This is a genomic window from Microbacterium algihabitans (assembly GCF_032464975.1).
Taxonomy (GTDB): Bacteria; Actinomycetota; Actinomycetes; order Actinomycetales; family Microbacteriaceae; genus Microbacterium; species Microbacterium algihabitans.
Map to the genome: position 1 here is coordinate 1 of NZ_JAWDIU010000008.1, position 14,405 is coordinate 14,405.

General features: G+C 66.8%; 16 protein-coding genes. 9 read left to right on the forward strand and 7 right to left on the reverse strand.

All coding sequences use genetic code 11. The features are described 5' to 3' along the window. Window positions 1–163: 163 nt before the first annotated feature. The 5 genes from RWH43_RS16815 to RWH43_RS17675 all read left to right on the forward strand — a co-directional run bounded on the left by RWH43_RS16815 (window position 164) and on the right by RWH43_RS17675 (window position 4,394). Window positions 164–709, forward strand: a complete 546-nt coding sequence (locus tag RWH43_RS16815; protein ID WP_316002020.1) for a hypothetical protein — start codon at window positions 164–166, stop codon at window positions 707–709. Then, window positions 706–903 (forward strand): hypothetical protein, encoded by a 198-nt coding sequence (locus RWH43_RS16820; RefSeq protein WP_316002021.1) that lies wholly within the window; start codon window positions 706–708, stop codon window positions 901–903. The genes RWH43_RS16815 and RWH43_RS16820 overlap by 4 nt, the downstream gene beginning before the upstream one ends. A gap of 674 nt (window positions 904–1,577) precedes the next feature. Further along, a complete protein-coding gene (locus tag RWH43_RS16825) occupies window positions 1,578–2,015 on the forward strand; it encodes a hypothetical protein (RefSeq protein ID WP_316002022.1) in 438 nt (145 codons plus the stop codon). Between the two features lie 76 nt (window positions 2,016–2,091). Further along, window positions 2,092–2,823: a DUF6226 family protein gene (locus RWH43_RS16830; protein WP_316002023.1), complete on the forward strand. Its 732-nt coding sequence runs from the start codon at window positions 2,092–2,094 to the stop codon at window positions 2,821–2,823. A 1,274-nt stretch (window positions 2,824–4,097) separates the two neighbouring features. Beyond that, window positions 4,098–4,394 (forward strand): DUF4913 domain-containing protein, encoded by a 297-nt coding sequence (locus RWH43_RS17675; RefSeq protein ID WP_367575765.1) that lies wholly within the window; start codon window positions 4,098–4,100, stop codon window positions 4,392–4,394. Here the strand turns inward: RWH43_RS17675 and RWH43_RS16835 are convergent. Beyond that, a complete protein-coding gene (locus RWH43_RS16835; protein WP_316002024.1) occupies window positions 4,387–4,974 on the reverse strand; it encodes a TetR family transcriptional regulator in 588 nt (195 codons plus the stop codon). The two genes, RWH43_RS17675 and RWH43_RS16835, sit on opposite strands and share 8 nt — an antisense overlap. Before the next feature lie 77 nt (window positions 4,975–5,051). Here RWH43_RS16835 and RWH43_RS16840 point away from each other — a divergent pair, with 77 nt between their 5' ends. Both RWH43_RS16840 and RWH43_RS16845 read left to right on the forward strand, forming a co-directional pair. Beyond that, window positions 5,052–6,545, forward strand: coding sequence for an MFS transporter (locus tag RWH43_RS16840; protein ID WP_316002025.1), 1,494 nt, complete (start codon window positions 5,052–5,054; stop codon window positions 6,543–6,545). 104 nt (window positions 6,546–6,649) lie between these two features. Next, the gene (locus tag RWH43_RS16845) at window positions 6,650–7,636 is read left to right on the forward strand and encodes an SDR family NAD(P)-dependent oxidoreductase (protein WP_316002026.1); all 987 of its coding nucleotides are present in this window, start codon (window positions 6,650–6,652) and stop codon (window positions 7,634–7,636) included. Between the two features lie 3 nt (window positions 7,637–7,639). Here the strand turns inward: RWH43_RS16845 and RWH43_RS16850 are convergent, their stop codons facing one another. After that, window positions 7,640–8,062, reverse strand: a complete 423-nt coding sequence (locus RWH43_RS16850) for a MarR family winged helix-turn-helix transcriptional regulator (protein WP_316002027.1) — start codon at window positions 8,060–8,062, stop codon at window positions 7,640–7,642. A 219-nt stretch (window positions 8,063–8,281) separates the two neighbouring features. Between RWH43_RS16850 and RWH43_RS16855 the strand changes: the two genes are divergently transcribed. After that, window positions 8,282–10,084 carry a flavin-containing monooxygenase gene (locus RWH43_RS16855; protein ID WP_316002028.1) on the forward strand — a complete coding sequence of 601 codons (1,803 nt, stop codon included), beginning with the start codon at window positions 8,282–8,284 and terminating at the stop codon, window positions 10,082–10,084. Beyond that, on the forward strand, window positions 10,081–11,091 hold the full coding sequence (locus RWH43_RS16860) for an SMP-30/gluconolactonase/LRE family protein (protein WP_316002029.1): 1,011 nt from the start codon (window positions 10,081–10,083) through the stop codon (window positions 11,089–11,091). Before RWH43_RS16855 ends, RWH43_RS16860 begins: the two co-directional genes overlap by 4 nt. Before the next feature lie 10 nt (window positions 11,092–11,101). On the opposite strand, the gene RWH43_RS16865 is transcribed toward RWH43_RS16860, so the two are convergent. The 5 genes from RWH43_RS16865 to RWH43_RS16885 all read right to left on the reverse strand — a co-directional run bounded on the left by RWH43_RS16865 (window position 11,102) and on the right by RWH43_RS16885 (window position 14,399). Then, on the reverse strand, window positions 11,102–11,908 hold the full coding sequence (locus RWH43_RS16865) for a carbonic anhydrase (RefSeq protein ID WP_316002030.1): 807 nt from the start codon (window positions 11,906–11,908) through the stop codon (window positions 11,102–11,104). Between the two features lie 184 nt (window positions 11,909–12,092). Continuing rightward, window positions 12,093–12,221: a hypothetical protein gene (locus RWH43_RS16870; protein ID WP_316002031.1), complete on the reverse strand. Its 129-nt coding sequence runs from the start codon at window positions 12,219–12,221 to the stop codon at window positions 12,093–12,095. Then, on the reverse strand, window positions 12,218–12,382 hold the full coding sequence (locus RWH43_RS16875) for a hypothetical protein (RefSeq protein WP_316002032.1): 165 nt from the start codon (window positions 12,380–12,382) through the stop codon (window positions 12,218–12,220). The genes RWH43_RS16870 and RWH43_RS16875 overlap by 4 nt, the downstream gene beginning before the upstream one ends. A gap of 137 nt (window positions 12,383–12,519) precedes the next feature. Beyond that, the gene (locus RWH43_RS16880; protein ID WP_316002033.1) at window positions 12,520–13,179 is read right to left on the reverse strand and encodes a response regulator; all 660 of its coding nucleotides are present in this window, start codon (window positions 13,177–13,179) and stop codon (window positions 12,520–12,522) included. Beyond that, on the reverse strand, window positions 13,176–14,399 hold the full coding sequence (locus tag RWH43_RS16885) for a sensor histidine kinase (protein ID WP_316002034.1): 1,224 nt from the start codon (window positions 14,397–14,399) through the stop codon (window positions 13,176–13,178). The genes RWH43_RS16880 and RWH43_RS16885 overlap by 4 nt, the downstream gene beginning before the upstream one ends. Window positions 14,400–14,405: the final 6 nt, after the last annotated feature.

The following is a 14,405-nucleotide window of genomic DNA, read 5'->3' on the forward strand; positions in this document are numbered from 1 at the left end:
GGGGGGGGGGGGGAGTAGCAAGGTGGGGGGACTTCGCACACCGGCCTTGCTGAGGCAGTCCCTGGCGACGTCCAATACTTTCCGCAAGAAGGACTTCTCTTCCCGGGCGTGGGTGCACTCGAAGCGCCCGACCACTTGTGAGCCGCTGTGACCGCCGCATCCAATGTCGGACGTCACCTGTACTGTGCCCGCCATGACAGATAACGAATTGAAAGCGTCCGACTACATATATAGCGGTATCAAATCGCTCGGCGGTTGGGGCCGCACCATCGAGAGCGCCCACGGTCGCGGGGGCCAGCGAGCCCGTCACGTTGGCGTGCTCATCTCCGATGTCATCCTCGCCGGCGGTGAAGACACGATGCCCGTGGCGATCACCGGCAAGCTCGACCAGGCCGGCACCGGCCATCTTGCCGTGCTGTACGCCGATGTCATCGTGATCGCTCACGCGACCAATCTCGTCTCAGGCGAAGCCTCAGCCCTCGTGACCGTGCACTCGCTGCGCGAGCTCAGTAAGGTCGAGGTCCGGTCTAACCACAACTACTACGACGGCACCGACAGGCGACAGCAGCACGCGGACCCTCGTGTGTCGGTCACCCTCGAGCGCCTCGTGCTCACGTTCGCGGATCGCGGGCATGACCGCACGCCGCTCACCGATGCGACGGCCGTCAGCGCCGCACTCGACGCGATCCGAGCGAGCCTCGCCCGATGAGGGAAAAGACGCCGTCACAACGGGCCTACGGGCTGGGGATGGACCACGCCGAACACGACAACCTCGGCAAGCTGCACCATCGACTGCGCAGCGGCCGCGAGATCGCCGCCGTACTTGGCCTGGCAGATCCCAGCGGCGAGCAAACCGTCAACCTCCGCGACGCCTACAACCACGGTTGGTCCATCTGGGCCTGATTGCCGTATAGCGCCGCCCAGAATGCCTCCCATGTGCGATGGGGGTACTCAGTTACCCGGGACAAAGAGGAAGCGACGTCGGGGGTCACGTCCGTGCTCTTGTGGGGTGCTGGGTTAGGACGCGCTCGAAGCGGCGGGTTATCCCGATAGTGACCGCGTGATGGAGGTGTGGTCCGAGCGAAGCCGCTCGTAATCATTTGCCGCTTAGTGGAAGCGTCACCTCGGTGGCCGCCGCGTCGCCGTGTCCTACTCTGCGATGCTGATGTTGTGCGAGCGAACATCGGGGGACTGACCACGGCGGCAATCGGGGCGGCAATCATTGTTCTGCTTGTTGTGTACGGCACCGAATACGGGACATACCTCGACGAGATGAGCCCCTACATTCGAGACATGGACGGCGCAGCCCCTACGGCGCCGACTATTGTCTTGCCCGCTGTCATCGGGTTTCTCGCGGTCGGGTTGCTGATTGGCGGGCTGATGAATGGGCTCATGATCTCGTCCAGAACTAACGACCACGCCGGAGGCAGTCGTGGATAGAGAGACTCAACGTTCCTCGCCTGCGCTCATCGTGGTGATGAGTGCAGTCATCGTGGGGGCATACGCGCTGATGGTTTCCGGTGTCTTTTCGTTACTCTCCGACCCCCGGTAGGCCCTGGATGCGCGATACAAATTACTTGAGCACCTGGTCGCGAAGGGCGCGTGTCATTGGTGTTGCCATTGTGGTCGCGGTGGTTGCGACGTGTGGGCTGTGGTTTGGGCGCCTGTTGTTCGATAGCCAGTGGACGTTGACGTTGCACGAGCTGCTGGAGAACACAGGGGTGGAAAACCCTTCGGTGACAGAGCCGCGGGACATCACCCGTGCGGCCTGTGGGGAGACCGTGGATTGTGTCGAAGCGTACGACACCGCGGAGGCGACGTACTACCGGTTCGGCTCACGAGGGGCAGCGGAACGGTTCGAGGCGACTGTGGGGGACGGGTTCCGCTCCAACTACATCGTCATGGACTTCGCAGAGAAAACCGACGTCTCCATGACCGAACAACTTTGGGCAATGCAGTATCTCGCTGGCACCTGGCAGGACTACGAAGGAAGCTTCCCCAACCGACTGCCGTGATCGCTCTCGCCGCAGCCGAGCTGGCGTGCTCCGGTTCGTCACATTGCCCTGCCTCGACCTCTATGGCGGACGGTAAGTGACCCACCATCTGCCGCAAACGGGTGTCCAGGTCATCGCCTCGACCGATGTCGCGTTGATGCGCGAGGATGACGAGGTGAGTTCCTATGCGCGTCCGCCGATTGACTCGACGATCTTGTGTGACGCCGATGGGCAGGTCATCGATTATGGGAACCGGTGGGATGGGTCGCCGCCGGAGGACACGTACTCGGTAGACACGCACCCCGAACGGTTTGCGCCGCTCCACACCGTTGCCGACGCTCTCATCGCATACCTCCGTGACGCCTACGACGTCGAAGTCGAGGAGGGCGTGGAAGCAGCCGAAGATCTGCTCCACGCCCCCTATAACGAGGTGGTGCGAGCCGCACGGATACGACCGAACGACCCGACATGCGCATCGGTCACCTTGGTCTTCACCGCGTACCCCGGGATCTACATGCACGCGGGATTGCTCAACGACTTCCACTATCCAGTCTGCGGATGCGACGCCTGCGACTCGAATTGGCAAGCCGAAGCTGACGACCTCGAGCGACAAGTGTTCGCTGTCGTGACTGGGCACTATCAGGAGACCATCGAACGACGAGACCTCACTCCCTGGGTTGGGTATGCGTTCACCTATCCCGATGGCGCGAACTCAGGGGGATCCGGCGAGCGAGGCATTGGCGCCGAGCGGCTCAGGGCCGCTGAGGCAACCCTGCGGAACGTCTCCGGCCCATGGGCCGAGTGGCCCAGCAACGCTTCTCCCGCCTGATTAACTTCGTCCGCACGCGGGGGACCGTCACGCCGCCCAACCTTGCAAAGCCGTGTAGGCGCTGTGAAGAAAGGCTTGCCCGGGCCGCGTCCCGTGTTAGCGGTGCACCGCGTCGCGGAATCAAGGGTTCTGTCCCGGCTTGCGACGAGTTAGGTGTGTTCTCCAAAGCGGGTGCCGACGAGGTTGCACGGTGCTTGCGGCGCGGGGAGCCAGGTCATTCGGCGTCTGTATCCGGGGCTGGGTCGGGCATTGAGAAAAGTCAGACTGAGGCCGCCGGTTGTCGAGACGGTGAGCATAATCGCGGCGATGAGACCGATCAACGGGACCGGGACAGCGAATATGCTCGATCTCAGGTCCGGTCCGTAGAAGACGAAGGCGGCGACCGTCCATGTGAGGGTGAGAATTGACGCGCAGGCGAAGCCGGCCCGTGCGCTCATGCTGCCGTGCTGCCGTAGTAAGACGGCTGCGAGTAGACAGAAACTAACGCTTCCGGCCGTGAACGCTCCGCCAGCTACAAGAAGGACTGCTTCGACGCCAACCGCATCGTCGGTCCGCAGGGTCCCCAGGGCAACAAGAGCGATCACACTGCTCAACACCGCCCACGGCGCAACTACCGCAAGCGTGGCTGCTTCCCGCGCATGTGCTCGGCCGCGGCTCGACGTGGTTTGCGTCCGCCTTGACTTGTTGGACCGCCGCGAGCGACGTCGCGCTCCCTGCGATCGAATCGCCGGATGTTGATCTCCCACGGGGTCACAGTACTGGCCTCACGAACCGGACTACCGACTGCAACCGCGTGTAGTCGCAGGTCGTTTCGCGCTCTACATACATCCGGCACCCGGGCGCAACCGATCACTTCCACGCCAACCACCATCCGCTCATGGCGCCTTCGCCGACAAGCTCGCACGGACCACGCATCTGCGGGGTCCGGGGGAGTGACCACGTTCTCCGAGTCTCACAGGAAGCATGCGTTGCCTCTGTCAGATGACCGATTATTGGCTCAGGCTCGTCCAGACGCCTCCCCAACCTGGCACAGCCTCAGTGCCTCCGGTTTCTCTCTGCTGGCAGGGCACTCAATTACGCGGACGATGGGAACGGCGTGCGATGTCGTTGAGCGGGCATCAGTGCCGGTGACTCAGCCGATCGGTCCGCTCTCGACCGGCTCCGAACGCTCGGAGCAGACAAACCCGTAAGCCGGAGCTTTGCTGATAGACCTCGACGAGCCAGAGAAGTCGTTTAGGAAGCTTGTCGCGGCGATCGTCGTTGTGTGACGCACAATGCAATCGAGGCCCGCGAGGAAGGGCCAAGCGGCCGGTGATCGGTGGGCGGGGGAGTGGTGGAGCAGCGTCGAGGCGCTGACCCGCGTCGAAGCACTGTGGCGGATGTCGGAAGAAATTCGCACCAGCCCCACGGATCTCAGCGCCTACTGGATCAGCCACCTCGATCCGCACATGCGAGTCCTGCTCTCGCCCAACGGCCCGTTCGCGACGTCAAAAGATGAGAATCGAGCGGGTGACATGCTTCCCTATGCAGCGCCGCCAACAGGGATGTTCCCTCCTGACCGCCTTAGTTAATTGAGTAGGCGGCGGAGCTGAGCCGCTCGAGGGCGGCATCGACCATCGCGCCAAGGTCGACGTTGTCCTGAACAGCCCAGCGCTCCCATGCGATGTCGACTGCTGCGAGTGCAGCGTTCGCGAGGACGCGAGCGGTGAATTCGTCGGGGATGCGCTCAGCGAGTGCTTCTGCAAGCGCGACGGCGCTCTCTGCTCGTCGCTCCCTGAGTCGGGAGGTGAGCGCGGGCTCGCTCATGATCAAGCGGAGCCGAGCCCGGTACCCATCGGGGTCCTCTGCGGCAACGGTGATCACCGGCTCGATTGCAAGCCGCACCAACTGCCAGCCTGACATGCGGGTATCGGCGGGCAGAGCCCGAAGCGCGGCCGCATGATCGAGGCTGCTGCTCTCTACTGCAGCAACGACAACGTCTTCTTTGCTGCCGAAGTAGCGAAAGAACGTCGCGCGTGAGATCCCGGCCTCTCGCGCCGCGTCCTCGACCGTGACGCTGGAGTAACCGCGCTGGAGGAAAACCGCAAGAACCGCCGCCGCGAACTGGGCGCGCAGGAGGTCTCGCGTTCGATCCCGTACTCCAACTGCCATGATTCGAGCATAGGATGTGAGACGCGGTATCAGCACGGATACGCAGTATTAGTTTTCCGCTCAAGTCAGGAAAGTCGATGACCACGACCGTTGCCGCATCCGTCGCCACTGGGAAGAAGATCCGCCCAAGTCTCGTGATCGCCGTTCTCGCCTTCGCAGGCATGGGGGCGTCGTTCATGCAGACGATCCTGATCCCGATTCAGGCGCAGCTTCCCGAACTGCTCGACGCGAGCCGTGACGACACGGCCTGGGCGATCACGGTCACGCTCCTGGTGTCGGCGATCTGCACTCCCGTCTCGGGCAAGCTCGGCGACATGTACGGCAAGCGCCGCGTCGCGATCGTGCTGCTCTCCCTGCTGATCGCGGGATCCGTGATCAGCGCGCTCTCGCCGACGGTCGTGCCGCTGATCATCGGCCGAGGTCTACAGGGCACGGGGATGGGCGTGATCCCGCTGGGCATCTCGATCCTCCGCGACGTCCTGCCCAAGGAGCGCCTGGGCTCGGCCATCGCCCTGGTCAGCGCGACCCTCGGGGTCGGCGGAGCGCTCGGACTGCCGATCAGCGCTCTCGTCACCGAGAACTTCGACTGGCACGTCCTCTTCTGGGTCGCCGCAGCGATCGGTGCGGTCGCACTCGCGCTCTTCGTCCTCGTCATCCCCTCGGGTGTCTCGAACGCGCAGGGGAGGTTCGACCTCGGTGGCGCTTTCGGGCTCGCGATCGGACTCGTCGGCCTCCTCCTCGCCGTGTCACGCGGCAACGAGTGGGGTTGGTCGAGTGCGCCGACGCTGATCAGCGCCGGGGTCGGAGTCGTGGCGCTGCTGGTGTGGGGCTGGTACGAGCTGCGCCGCAGTAATCCGCTGGTCGACCTGCGGGTGAGTGCTCGCGGGCCCGTTCTGATGACGAATCTCGCGTCCGTCGCGATGGGATTCGCCCTGTTCTCCTCCAGCATCGTGTTCCCGCAGCTGCTCCAGCTCCCCGAGAGCACGGGCGGTCTCGGCCTGCCCCTGCTCGAGGCGAGCCTGATCCTGATGCCCTCGGGCCTGGCGATGCTCGCGATGTCGCCCGTCGCCGGCCGGGTGGAGAAGCGGGTCGGACCGAAGCCGCTGCTGGTGGCCGGGGCCGTCATCATCGCCCTCGCCTACCTCGCCGCCGTGGTGCTCGAGCCGACCGTCTGGCTCGTGCTCGTGATCAACGTCGTGATCGGCATCGGCATCGGCCTGGGCTACGCGGCCATGCCGACCCTGATCATGCGCGCGGTCCCGGTGACCGAGAGCGGCGCGGCGAACGGCCTGAACACCTTGATGCGCGCCCTCGGCACGAGCATCGCTTCGGCCGCCGTTGCTGCCGTGCTCGCGAATTCCGCCGTCAGCAGCGGCGGAGGCTCAGTGCCCTCCGAGTCGGGCTTCGCCCTCGCGCTGCTCTTCGGGCTCGCGGCGGCGGTGCTCTGCGCGGTCCTCGCCTTGTTCATCCCGAAACCCCGCTCAGTCGCAGAGGAGGAGCCGGCGTTCCCGGAGGGTGTGCTGCCCCACGACAAGGCAGCTCCCCAGACCGACCTACTGCGGACTCAGTAGGTGAACCGCACCCGATCGATGACGCTTCGCCGAGCGTGGTCAACGATCGTGGAACTGCCTCGCTGCCCTGCTGGGCGCCAGGACCGGAGACGAAGGAGAACGAATTGCTCACCTCGAAGAACACGGTGCAGGAATGGCTCGACGACGCCGTCGGCGGCCCGATCCTTCGCGAGACGCTCGCGCAGGGCGGCCAGTCGGCCGATGATCTTGCCCCCGCCGCCGGCTTGAGCCTGCGAACCCTCGTGGAGCTCGGTGGCGGACGGTTCCCGCAGGAGCTGGTCGACACGCTCGTGAAGCAGGCCAACGGCGGGGAGATGCCGGCCGAGGAGACGGAGGAAGAGCCCGTCGCCCGGGGCCGGTTCGCCGGTCGCACCCTGATCGTCACCGGCGCCGGATCGGGGATCGGTCGCGCGACGGCGCGACGGCTCGTCCGTGAGGGCGGCCTCGTGATCGCGGTCGATGTGGCACCGACGGGTGTCGCAGAGCTGGCCGCTGCCTCGCCGGACGGCTCAATCGTCGCCGTGACCGCCGACATCACATCGGCGGAGGGTGTCGCCGCGATAGTCGCCGCGGCAGGGGAGCGGGTCGACGGTCTCGCGAATATCGCGGGAATTATGGACGGGATGATGCCGCTGCACGAGACGGACGATGCTCTCTGGCGCCGGGTGTTCTCGGTCAACGTCGACGGCACATTCGCGCTCAGCCGCGCGGTGCTCCCACTGATGCTCGCGCAGGGACGCGGCTCCGTGGTCAACGTCGCGTCGGAGGCGTCGCTGCGCGGCAACGCCGCCGGCACCGCCTACACCGCGTCGAAGCACGCGGTCGTGGGGATCACGAAGTCCGCGGCGTTCCTCTACGGGCCGTCGGGAATCCGCACCAATGCGGTTGCTCCCGGACCGACCGCCACGGCGATCGAGGGGAGCATGGCGTCGGAGTTCGGGCGCGGGCGTCTCGCACCGTTCTTCACCCTCATCCCGCCCGTGGTGTCCGCCGACACGATGGCCGCGTCGATCACCTGGCTGCTGAGTGACGACTCCGCGAACGTGAACGGTGTCGTACTCGCCTCCGACGGCGGCTGGTCGGTGCAGTAGCCGTCAGCGCGGTTCGCGCAGCTCCCGGCTGATCGCACGCAGGCCAGTCTCGAGCGCCTCGAGCTCAGCCTGAGTCAGGCGCAAGAGCACGTCCTCGCCGAGCTCGGGCCTCGCGGCCATCAGCTCCCGGACGACGGCACGGCCGAGGTCAGTCGCATGGATGCGCCGCACTCGATGGTCGACCCGATCCTCCTCCCGCACGATCAGCTCAGCAGCGGCGAGGCGGTCGATCAGCTTCGACATCGACGGCATCGACACCTCGAACGCCTGAGCGAGCCCAGCACCGGTCGCTCCCCCGTCAGTGGTGACGACGACAGTGAGAACCTTCAGCTGCTGAATCGTCAGGTCCGTCATCATCAGCGGCTCGAGGACCCTCGGGATCGACCGCACGGTGATCGCGATGGACAGCGCCTCGATGCTCGACATCGTGCGCTCACGAGCGGCATCGGTTCCCATCCGCCCACGGTAGGTGTCAGCGGATGCCCAGCACAATTACTTAGCGCCAGGCTAACCTTTGTGAGAAGCAAGAGATCGATCCGGAGTCGTGTCGGCGCGTTCAGCAGTAGCGAGGTGAAATTCCTTCTCCTGACGGAAGCCCGGGGGACCGCGGCGTCGCGCCGCACGGCGCGACGAAAGCGAGAGACGATGACCGACACCACCGACACGCTGGACCTCAAGGCCGCTCGCGAGAAGTACCGACGAGAGCGCGACCGACGGCTGCGACCGGACGGCGCGACGCAGTACCGGCGCGCGGCCGGCGAATTCGGCTACTACGCGAAGGACCCCTACACCCAGCGGGTCGAACGGGAGCCGGTCGAGGACCGGGTCGAGGTCCTCGTGATCGGCGCCGGCTTCGGCGGACTCCTCACCGCCGCGCGACTGCGCGAAGCGGGAGCGGAGTCGATCCGGCTGATGGACGAGGCGGGCGACGTGGGCGGCACCTGGTACTGGAACCGCTACCCGGGGGTGCGGTGCGACATCGAGTCCTACGTCTACATGCCCCTCCTCGAAGAAGTCGGGACGATGCCGACCGAGCGCTACGCGCCGGGGGATGAGATCCGTCGGCACTCCGTTGCGATCGCGGAGCACTACAACCTCTACCCGGACGCTCTCTTCCAGACCCGCGGGACGTCACTGGACTGGGACGAGGAGTCGGATGAGTGGATCGTCGGCACGGACCGCGGTGACCGCTTCCGCGCGCGCTTCGTCATCACGTCTTCGGGCACGATGACGCAAGCCAAGCTGCCTGGCATTCCAGGGATCGAGACCTTCCGAGGTCACACCTTCCACACCAGCCGGTGGGACTACGGCTACACCGCAGGCTCGGCGGACGGCGGCCTGACGGGTCTCGCCGACAAGCGCGTCGCGGTCGTGGGCACCGGAGCGACCGGGCTTCAGGTCGTTCCGCACGTCGGCGCCGACGCCCGCGAGCTCGTCGTCTTCCAGCGCACACCCTCCACCGTCGACGTCCGCGATAACCGGCCCACCGACGCGGCATGGGCGGCGTCGCTTCGCCCGGGGTGGCAGCGGGAGCGGATGGAGAACTTCCTCGCCGTGCTCGCCGGCGAACCGGTGGAGGAGAGCCTCGTGCAGGACGGCTGGACGGCGACGACCGCTCTGCAGCGGCAGATCCTCACCGGCGCGGTCGACGAGAGTCTGACGCTCGAGGAGCGCGAGCGGCGCGATGAGCTCGACGACCTCGCGACGATGAACCGCCTCCGTAGCCGCATCGACGAGATCGTCGAGGACCCGGCGACAGCCGAAGCTCTGAAGCCGTGGTACCGCTACATGTGCAAGCGGCCCGGCTTCAGCGACACCTACCTCCCCACCTTCAACCGGCCGAACGTGACCCTCGTCGATACGGCTGACGCGGGCGGGATCACGCGGGTGACCGAGACGTCCGTCGTTGTCGGGGACGAGGAGTACGAGGTGGACTGCCTCATCTTCGCCACCGGCTTCGAGGTCGGGATCTCCGGCGTCATGTCGGGAACGCTGCCGGTCACCGGTCGCGGCGGCCGCACCCTTCTGGAGGCGTGGGCTCAAGGCCCCCGCACCCTGCACGGCTTCTCCTCGCATGGCTTCCCGAACCTCTTCCACCTCAGCGGCATCCAGAACGCCAACTCCGTCAACTTCGCGCACATCCTGCTCGAGCAGGCCGAGCACATCGCCGCCGTCATCGCCCGCGGCCGCGAGGTCGGCGCCCGCTACCTCGAGCCCACTGCCGGGGCCGAGGACGACTGGGTGCGCACCGTTCACGAGACCGCCAGCGACACCCGAGCGTTCCAGGCCGAATGCACGCCCGGCTACTACAACGGCGAGGGCAGCCGCTCCATCGCGGGTGCCGCGTATAGCCCGGGACCGATCGCGTTCCACCGGCTTCTGCGCGAATGGCGCGAGGCCGGGATGGAAGACGTGCTCGTCGGTGCGACGGTCGGAGCTGCGCGATGAAGCGCGCGCTCGTTTCCGTGGGAGTGCCGGCCGTTCTGCTGCTCACTGGCTGCACGGCGGCCGCGACCCCGGACGACACCGCCGCGCCGGCGACGGGGAAGCAGATCGCCGAGCGCGTCGTGCAGGTGTCGGACGTTCACGAAGCGACCGGCATGACTCTCTTGGAGGGGCCGACGTTCGGCCCCGACGGAGGCCTCTACGTCGTTGACGTGGTGGCTCCGCCTGGGGAGGGCAAGATTCTCCGCGTCGACGTCGAGGACGAGAGCGTCGAGACCGTCTATACGGATGATGCGAGCGTGCTGACCTCGGCGCAGTTCGGGCCGGCGGATGGGCGGCTCTACGTGACCGACTTCATCGGCGGTGCGGTGCGTAGCATGACGACCGACGGCACCGATGTCCGCGACGTCTTCGCGGGCCCTGTCGACGGGGTGCCTATGCAGCCCGACGACATAGCGTTCGGTCGCGACGGCGCGCTCTACGTCACCGATGCAGCAGGTGCGACCGCGCCCTACTGGGAGGCGACCGGGCGTGTCGTCCGCATCGACCCGGCGACAGCGAAGGGGACCGTTCTCGCCTCCGAGTTGCCCTCACCGAACGGCATCGGCTTCTCGCCGGAGTACGACGCGCTCTGGGTGGGATTGAACACCGGCAACCGCATCGACCGGCTCACGCTCTCGCCTGACGGGTCGGAGGTCGCAACTGCTCACCCCGCGATCTACGCCTCGGCAGGCGTCGGCCAAGTCGATTCGATCGCCGTGGACGCGGACGGCAACCTCTACGTCGGAGTGCATAATCGCCCGGAGATCTTCATCTACGACGTCGAGGGCGCCCTCGTGACCACAGTCTCGGTACCGACCGAGGAGGCATCCGGCCTCAGTTCCGCGACCAACATCGCCATCGCACCCGGCACAACCGATGCGTACGCGACGATCAGTGGTTCCGATGGTGGCTTCGTCTACCGCTTCGATGCCCTCGCGGCGGGAATCCCGCAGTCGAACGGAGGCTGACCGGAACGGGTCAGTCGCTCTCGAGAGTGCCGGATCCGCGAGTGATGACGCGGTCGCCGAGCAGCTGGGTCGGGCGCGTGTTCCCGGGGTGGGCCGCGTCCAGATCATCGAGCTGCTCTGCCGACAGAGTGATCGGCGTGGTGAGCACGATCCACTGCACGTTCTCGGTGCAGGGAGGAGTGGTGAGGCTGCCCTCGTAGGCGAAGTGCTCCAGAGACCTAGGGAGCAGGGCAGCCACGTCGAGGTCGAGGTCGGCCTCCGCACCCGCCTCAGCGGCCTCGGCCGCGCCGACGGCGAAGGAGGCGTAGGCGGCGGAGGCTGCGCCTTGCTCAGCGAGGACTCCGATGACGAGCCTGTCGCCGGCCTCGTTCTGGTGAACGAAATGGAACTCCGCAGCTGCAGCGACGCCGTCAACGGTGTGCTCGGAGGGGGTGTGCACGTGCATCTGCGCAAGCTCGTAGGTTGAGCCGTCGTAGGTCACGAGCGATCCGTCCCCCTCGTCGGAGAGCTGAACCGTGTGACCGGTGTCCTCAAGCTCGCCCTCCGAGGGCTGAGCGGTGACGTCGATCGGAGAGCCGGTCGCGGTGATCGAGGTGGGCAGGTCGATGGGGGACTGGCGGGTGCCAGTCGCGCAGTCGGCGAAGCCAGGGTCCAAAGCGCCCCAGCCGACCGGCCCGGACGCGCCTTCGTACGACCAGTGCGGGTCCGCGGCGGCGGGACTCTGAGGCTCGGGCTCAATGATCGCCGCGCACCCGCCGAGAAGGAGGGCGCCTGCAGCGGCGAGGGCGGCGAGGGGAAGGCGAGTCGAGCGGGACACGGCGGGTTCCTGTCTGGTCAGTCCTCGCCCTGCGGCGGGACGGGAGCGGTCTTGCTCCTGTCCTTCGAGACTCGCGGACCCGGGTCCGGGGGCCGTCGTCCGTTCGGATCGACCGGCATCGTCTTTCTGTAGTAGTCGTTGGGCCGAGGCTGACCGGGAGCGTCCGCTCTTGCAGAGGGGAGAGTCAGTCCGAGGTGCGTTCCGGGTCGCGCCGATTCATGGCCAGGTAGAGGTCGATGCTGTCCCCGAGCGCGATCGACGTCAGGACCGGCAAGGGATCGAGGGTGAGCAGCAGTGGATCGTTGCCGGTCATGAGCGCACCGCCGAGATCCGGTCCAGGCCGATCCCGAGGAGGACGGCGACGCTGGTGAGGACGCTGCTGATGACCACGAAGACGACGTAGCCAGCATGAAGAGTTCCGCGGACTGCCCGGGTGGCGAGGGCGCGTGGGACGGTGGGAGTGACGGCGGGCATGAGGACCTCCTTGACGGCGGCGCGGGGTGCGCTGCGATGAGGTCCACGATTCCGCCGAACACGCGCCGCGTCGTCATCCCTGCGGACCGACCGGATGGTCCGCATGCAGTAGTTCGCGGAATCGGGTTCTCTCGGCTCTAGCCGGCCAGGCCGGCGCGGTAGGTGAGCGCGACGAGCTGGGCACGATCGCGGGCACCGAGCTTGGCCATCGCCCGGTTCGCATGTGTCTTGACGGTGAAGGGCGACACGAACATCTGTGCCGCGATCTGCGTGTTGTCGGCGCCGGTGGCGATGGCGATGACGACGTCCCGCTCCCGAGGCGTGAGTGCGGCGAAGCGGTCGAGGATCGCGGGGTCGACGGAGGGTGCGGGAGTCTGCGCCACCTGACCGATCAGCACTGCGCTCGCGGCGGCCGACAGCGCACCACCTCCTGCCGCCACCTCGCGGATCCCCTCCGCGAGCTCGTCGGGGCCGACTCCCTTGCTGAGGAATCCGTTCGCACCCGCCCGGAGCGCGGAGAGCACGTTCTCATCGGTGTCGAAGGTAGTGAGCACGACGATCCGCAGCCGGTCCGCGGCTACGCGCTGCCGTATCCGCCTGGTCGTCTCAACTCCGTCGATGCCGGGCATGCGAATGTCCATGAGGACGACGTCGACCTCGAGGTCTTCGAGCAGCGCGAGTGCCTCCAGCCCGTCGGCGGCGACGGAGACGACGTCGATGCCGGACGCGGGCGCAAGGACCGCCCGTAACCCTTCACGGATCATGGCCTGGTCGTCGACGATCATGACTCGGATCATGCGTGTGCGCTCCCATCGATCCGCAGAGTCGCCTCGACGGCAAACCTGTCGTCTTCGTCGCGCAGGACGAGTCGTCCTCCTGCCGAGGCGACTCGTTCGCGCATCCCCACCAGACCGTACCCGCGACGGCCCGGGAGCGGTGCGCCGGGCCGTTTCGCGTTGGTAATAGTGATTTCGAGGACGGGTCCGCGAGTGAGTGTCGTGACCTTGACGGGCCCCGTGCCGTGCTTCTGCGAGTTCGTGAGTGCCTCTTCGACCACGCGGTAGGCGGCGGTGCTCACCTCGGGGTCGAGCTGTGCGCGGACGGCGCACAGGTTCGCGTCGATGGTGGCTCCGGCTTGCTGGAAGCCGCCGATGAGGGCGGGGATGCGGTCGAATTCGGCTGCCGGCGTGCCGAGGCCTTCCTCGCCCTGCGATGTACGGAGCACATGCAGAATCCGCTGCGTCTCGCCCAGCACTGACTGCACGCTGGTCCTCGCGGACTCCAACGACGTCTTTGCCGCGATCGCGTCGGCAGGGAGGTTCACCTGCGCGACGCTTAAGTGGATGTTTAGCACGGCGATCTCGTGACCGACGATGTCGTGCAGATCGCGGGCGATGCGCAGCCGTTCCTCGGCGACCCGTTGATGCGTCTCGGCGTCTCGGCTGGCGAGCGTCTGCCGAGTGCGCTCGGCGAACTCGGTCCGGTAGCGGACGTAGCTGCGCAGGGCGCTGCCGGTGGCCGCCGCGGTGAAACAGCACGTCAAGGCTACGAAGGCGGTCGGGTCGACGGCGCCCAGCCCGTCGGAGGCGATCACCGCGAGGTAGGCGGCCGCCCCGAGGATCCCGCCGACGAGTGCGCCGGGCAGCCCGCGGAGGGTGATCGAGAAGGCCGTGAACACGACAATCGTCCACGAGACGAGAGGATCGCCGCCGAGCGCGGTCACCGAGAGCGGCCCGAGAGCGACGAGTGCCGTCGCTAGCCACAAGCGGGTCGAGAGAGGGCGCGGCCCGATCCGGAGGCGGCTGCGGACGGTTCCGATTCCGATGAGGATCAGGGCGAGACCGACGACGTCTCCGACCGCACCGCCGTCCTGAAGCAGCAGGTACGTCTCGGTCGCTGCGGCGAGGAGAGAGAGGACCAGGCAGGCGAGATCGAGGAAGCGGATCCGCGGCGACCAGACTCCCGCATCGAGAGTCATTTCGTCCGCGGTGACAGGCGGCGCGACGGAAGAAGTCATGTGTCC

What these genes read in the sequence shown, in the direction of transcription:
- RWH43_RS16815 (WP_316002020.1), top strand. Translation starts at nt 164, where the DNA reads ATGTCGGACGTCACCTGTACTGTGCCCGCCATGACAGATAACGAATTG.
- RWH43_RS16820 (WP_316002021.1), top strand. Translation starts at nt 706, where the DNA reads ATGAGGGAAAAGACGCCGTCACAACGGGCCTACGGGCTGGGGATGGAC.
- RWH43_RS17675 (WP_367575765.1), top strand. Translation starts at nt 4,098, where the DNA reads ATGCAATCGAGGCCCGCGAGGAAGGGCCAAGCGGCCGGTGATCGGTGG.
- RWH43_RS16835 (WP_316002024.1), bottom strand. Translation starts at nt 4,974, where the DNA reads ATGGCAGTTGGAGTACGGGATCGAACGCGAGACCTCCTGCGCGCCCAG.
- RWH43_RS16840 (WP_316002025.1), top strand. Translation starts at nt 5,052, where the DNA reads ATGACCACGACCGTTGCCGCATCCGTCGCCACTGGGAAGAAGATCCGC.
- RWH43_RS16850 (WP_316002027.1), bottom strand. Translation starts at nt 8,062, where the DNA reads ATGTCGAGCATCGAGGCGCTGTCCATCGCGATCACCGTGCGGTCGATC.
- RWH43_RS16855 (WP_316002028.1), top strand. Translation starts at nt 8,282, where the DNA reads ATGACCGACACCACCGACACGCTGGACCTCAAGGCCGCTCGCGAGAAG.
- RWH43_RS16860 (WP_316002029.1), top strand. Translation starts at nt 10,081, where the DNA reads ATGAAGCGCGCGCTCGTTTCCGTGGGAGTGCCGGCCGTTCTGCTGCTC.
- RWH43_RS16870 (WP_316002031.1), bottom strand. Translation starts at nt 12,221, where the DNA reads ATGACCGGCAACGATCCACTGCTGCTCACCCTCGATCCCTTGCCGGTC.
- RWH43_RS16875 (WP_316002032.1), bottom strand. Translation starts at nt 12,382, where the DNA reads ATGCCCGCCGTCACTCCCACCGTCCCACGCGCCCTCGCCACCCGGGCA.
- RWH43_RS16880 (WP_316002033.1), bottom strand. Translation starts at nt 13,179, where the DNA reads ATGATCCGAGTCATGATCGTCGACGACCAGGCCATGATCCGTGAAGGG.
- RWH43_RS16885 (WP_316002034.1), bottom strand. Translation starts at nt 14,399, where the DNA reads ATGACTTCTTCCGTCGCGCCGCCTGTCACCGCGGACGAAATGACTCTC.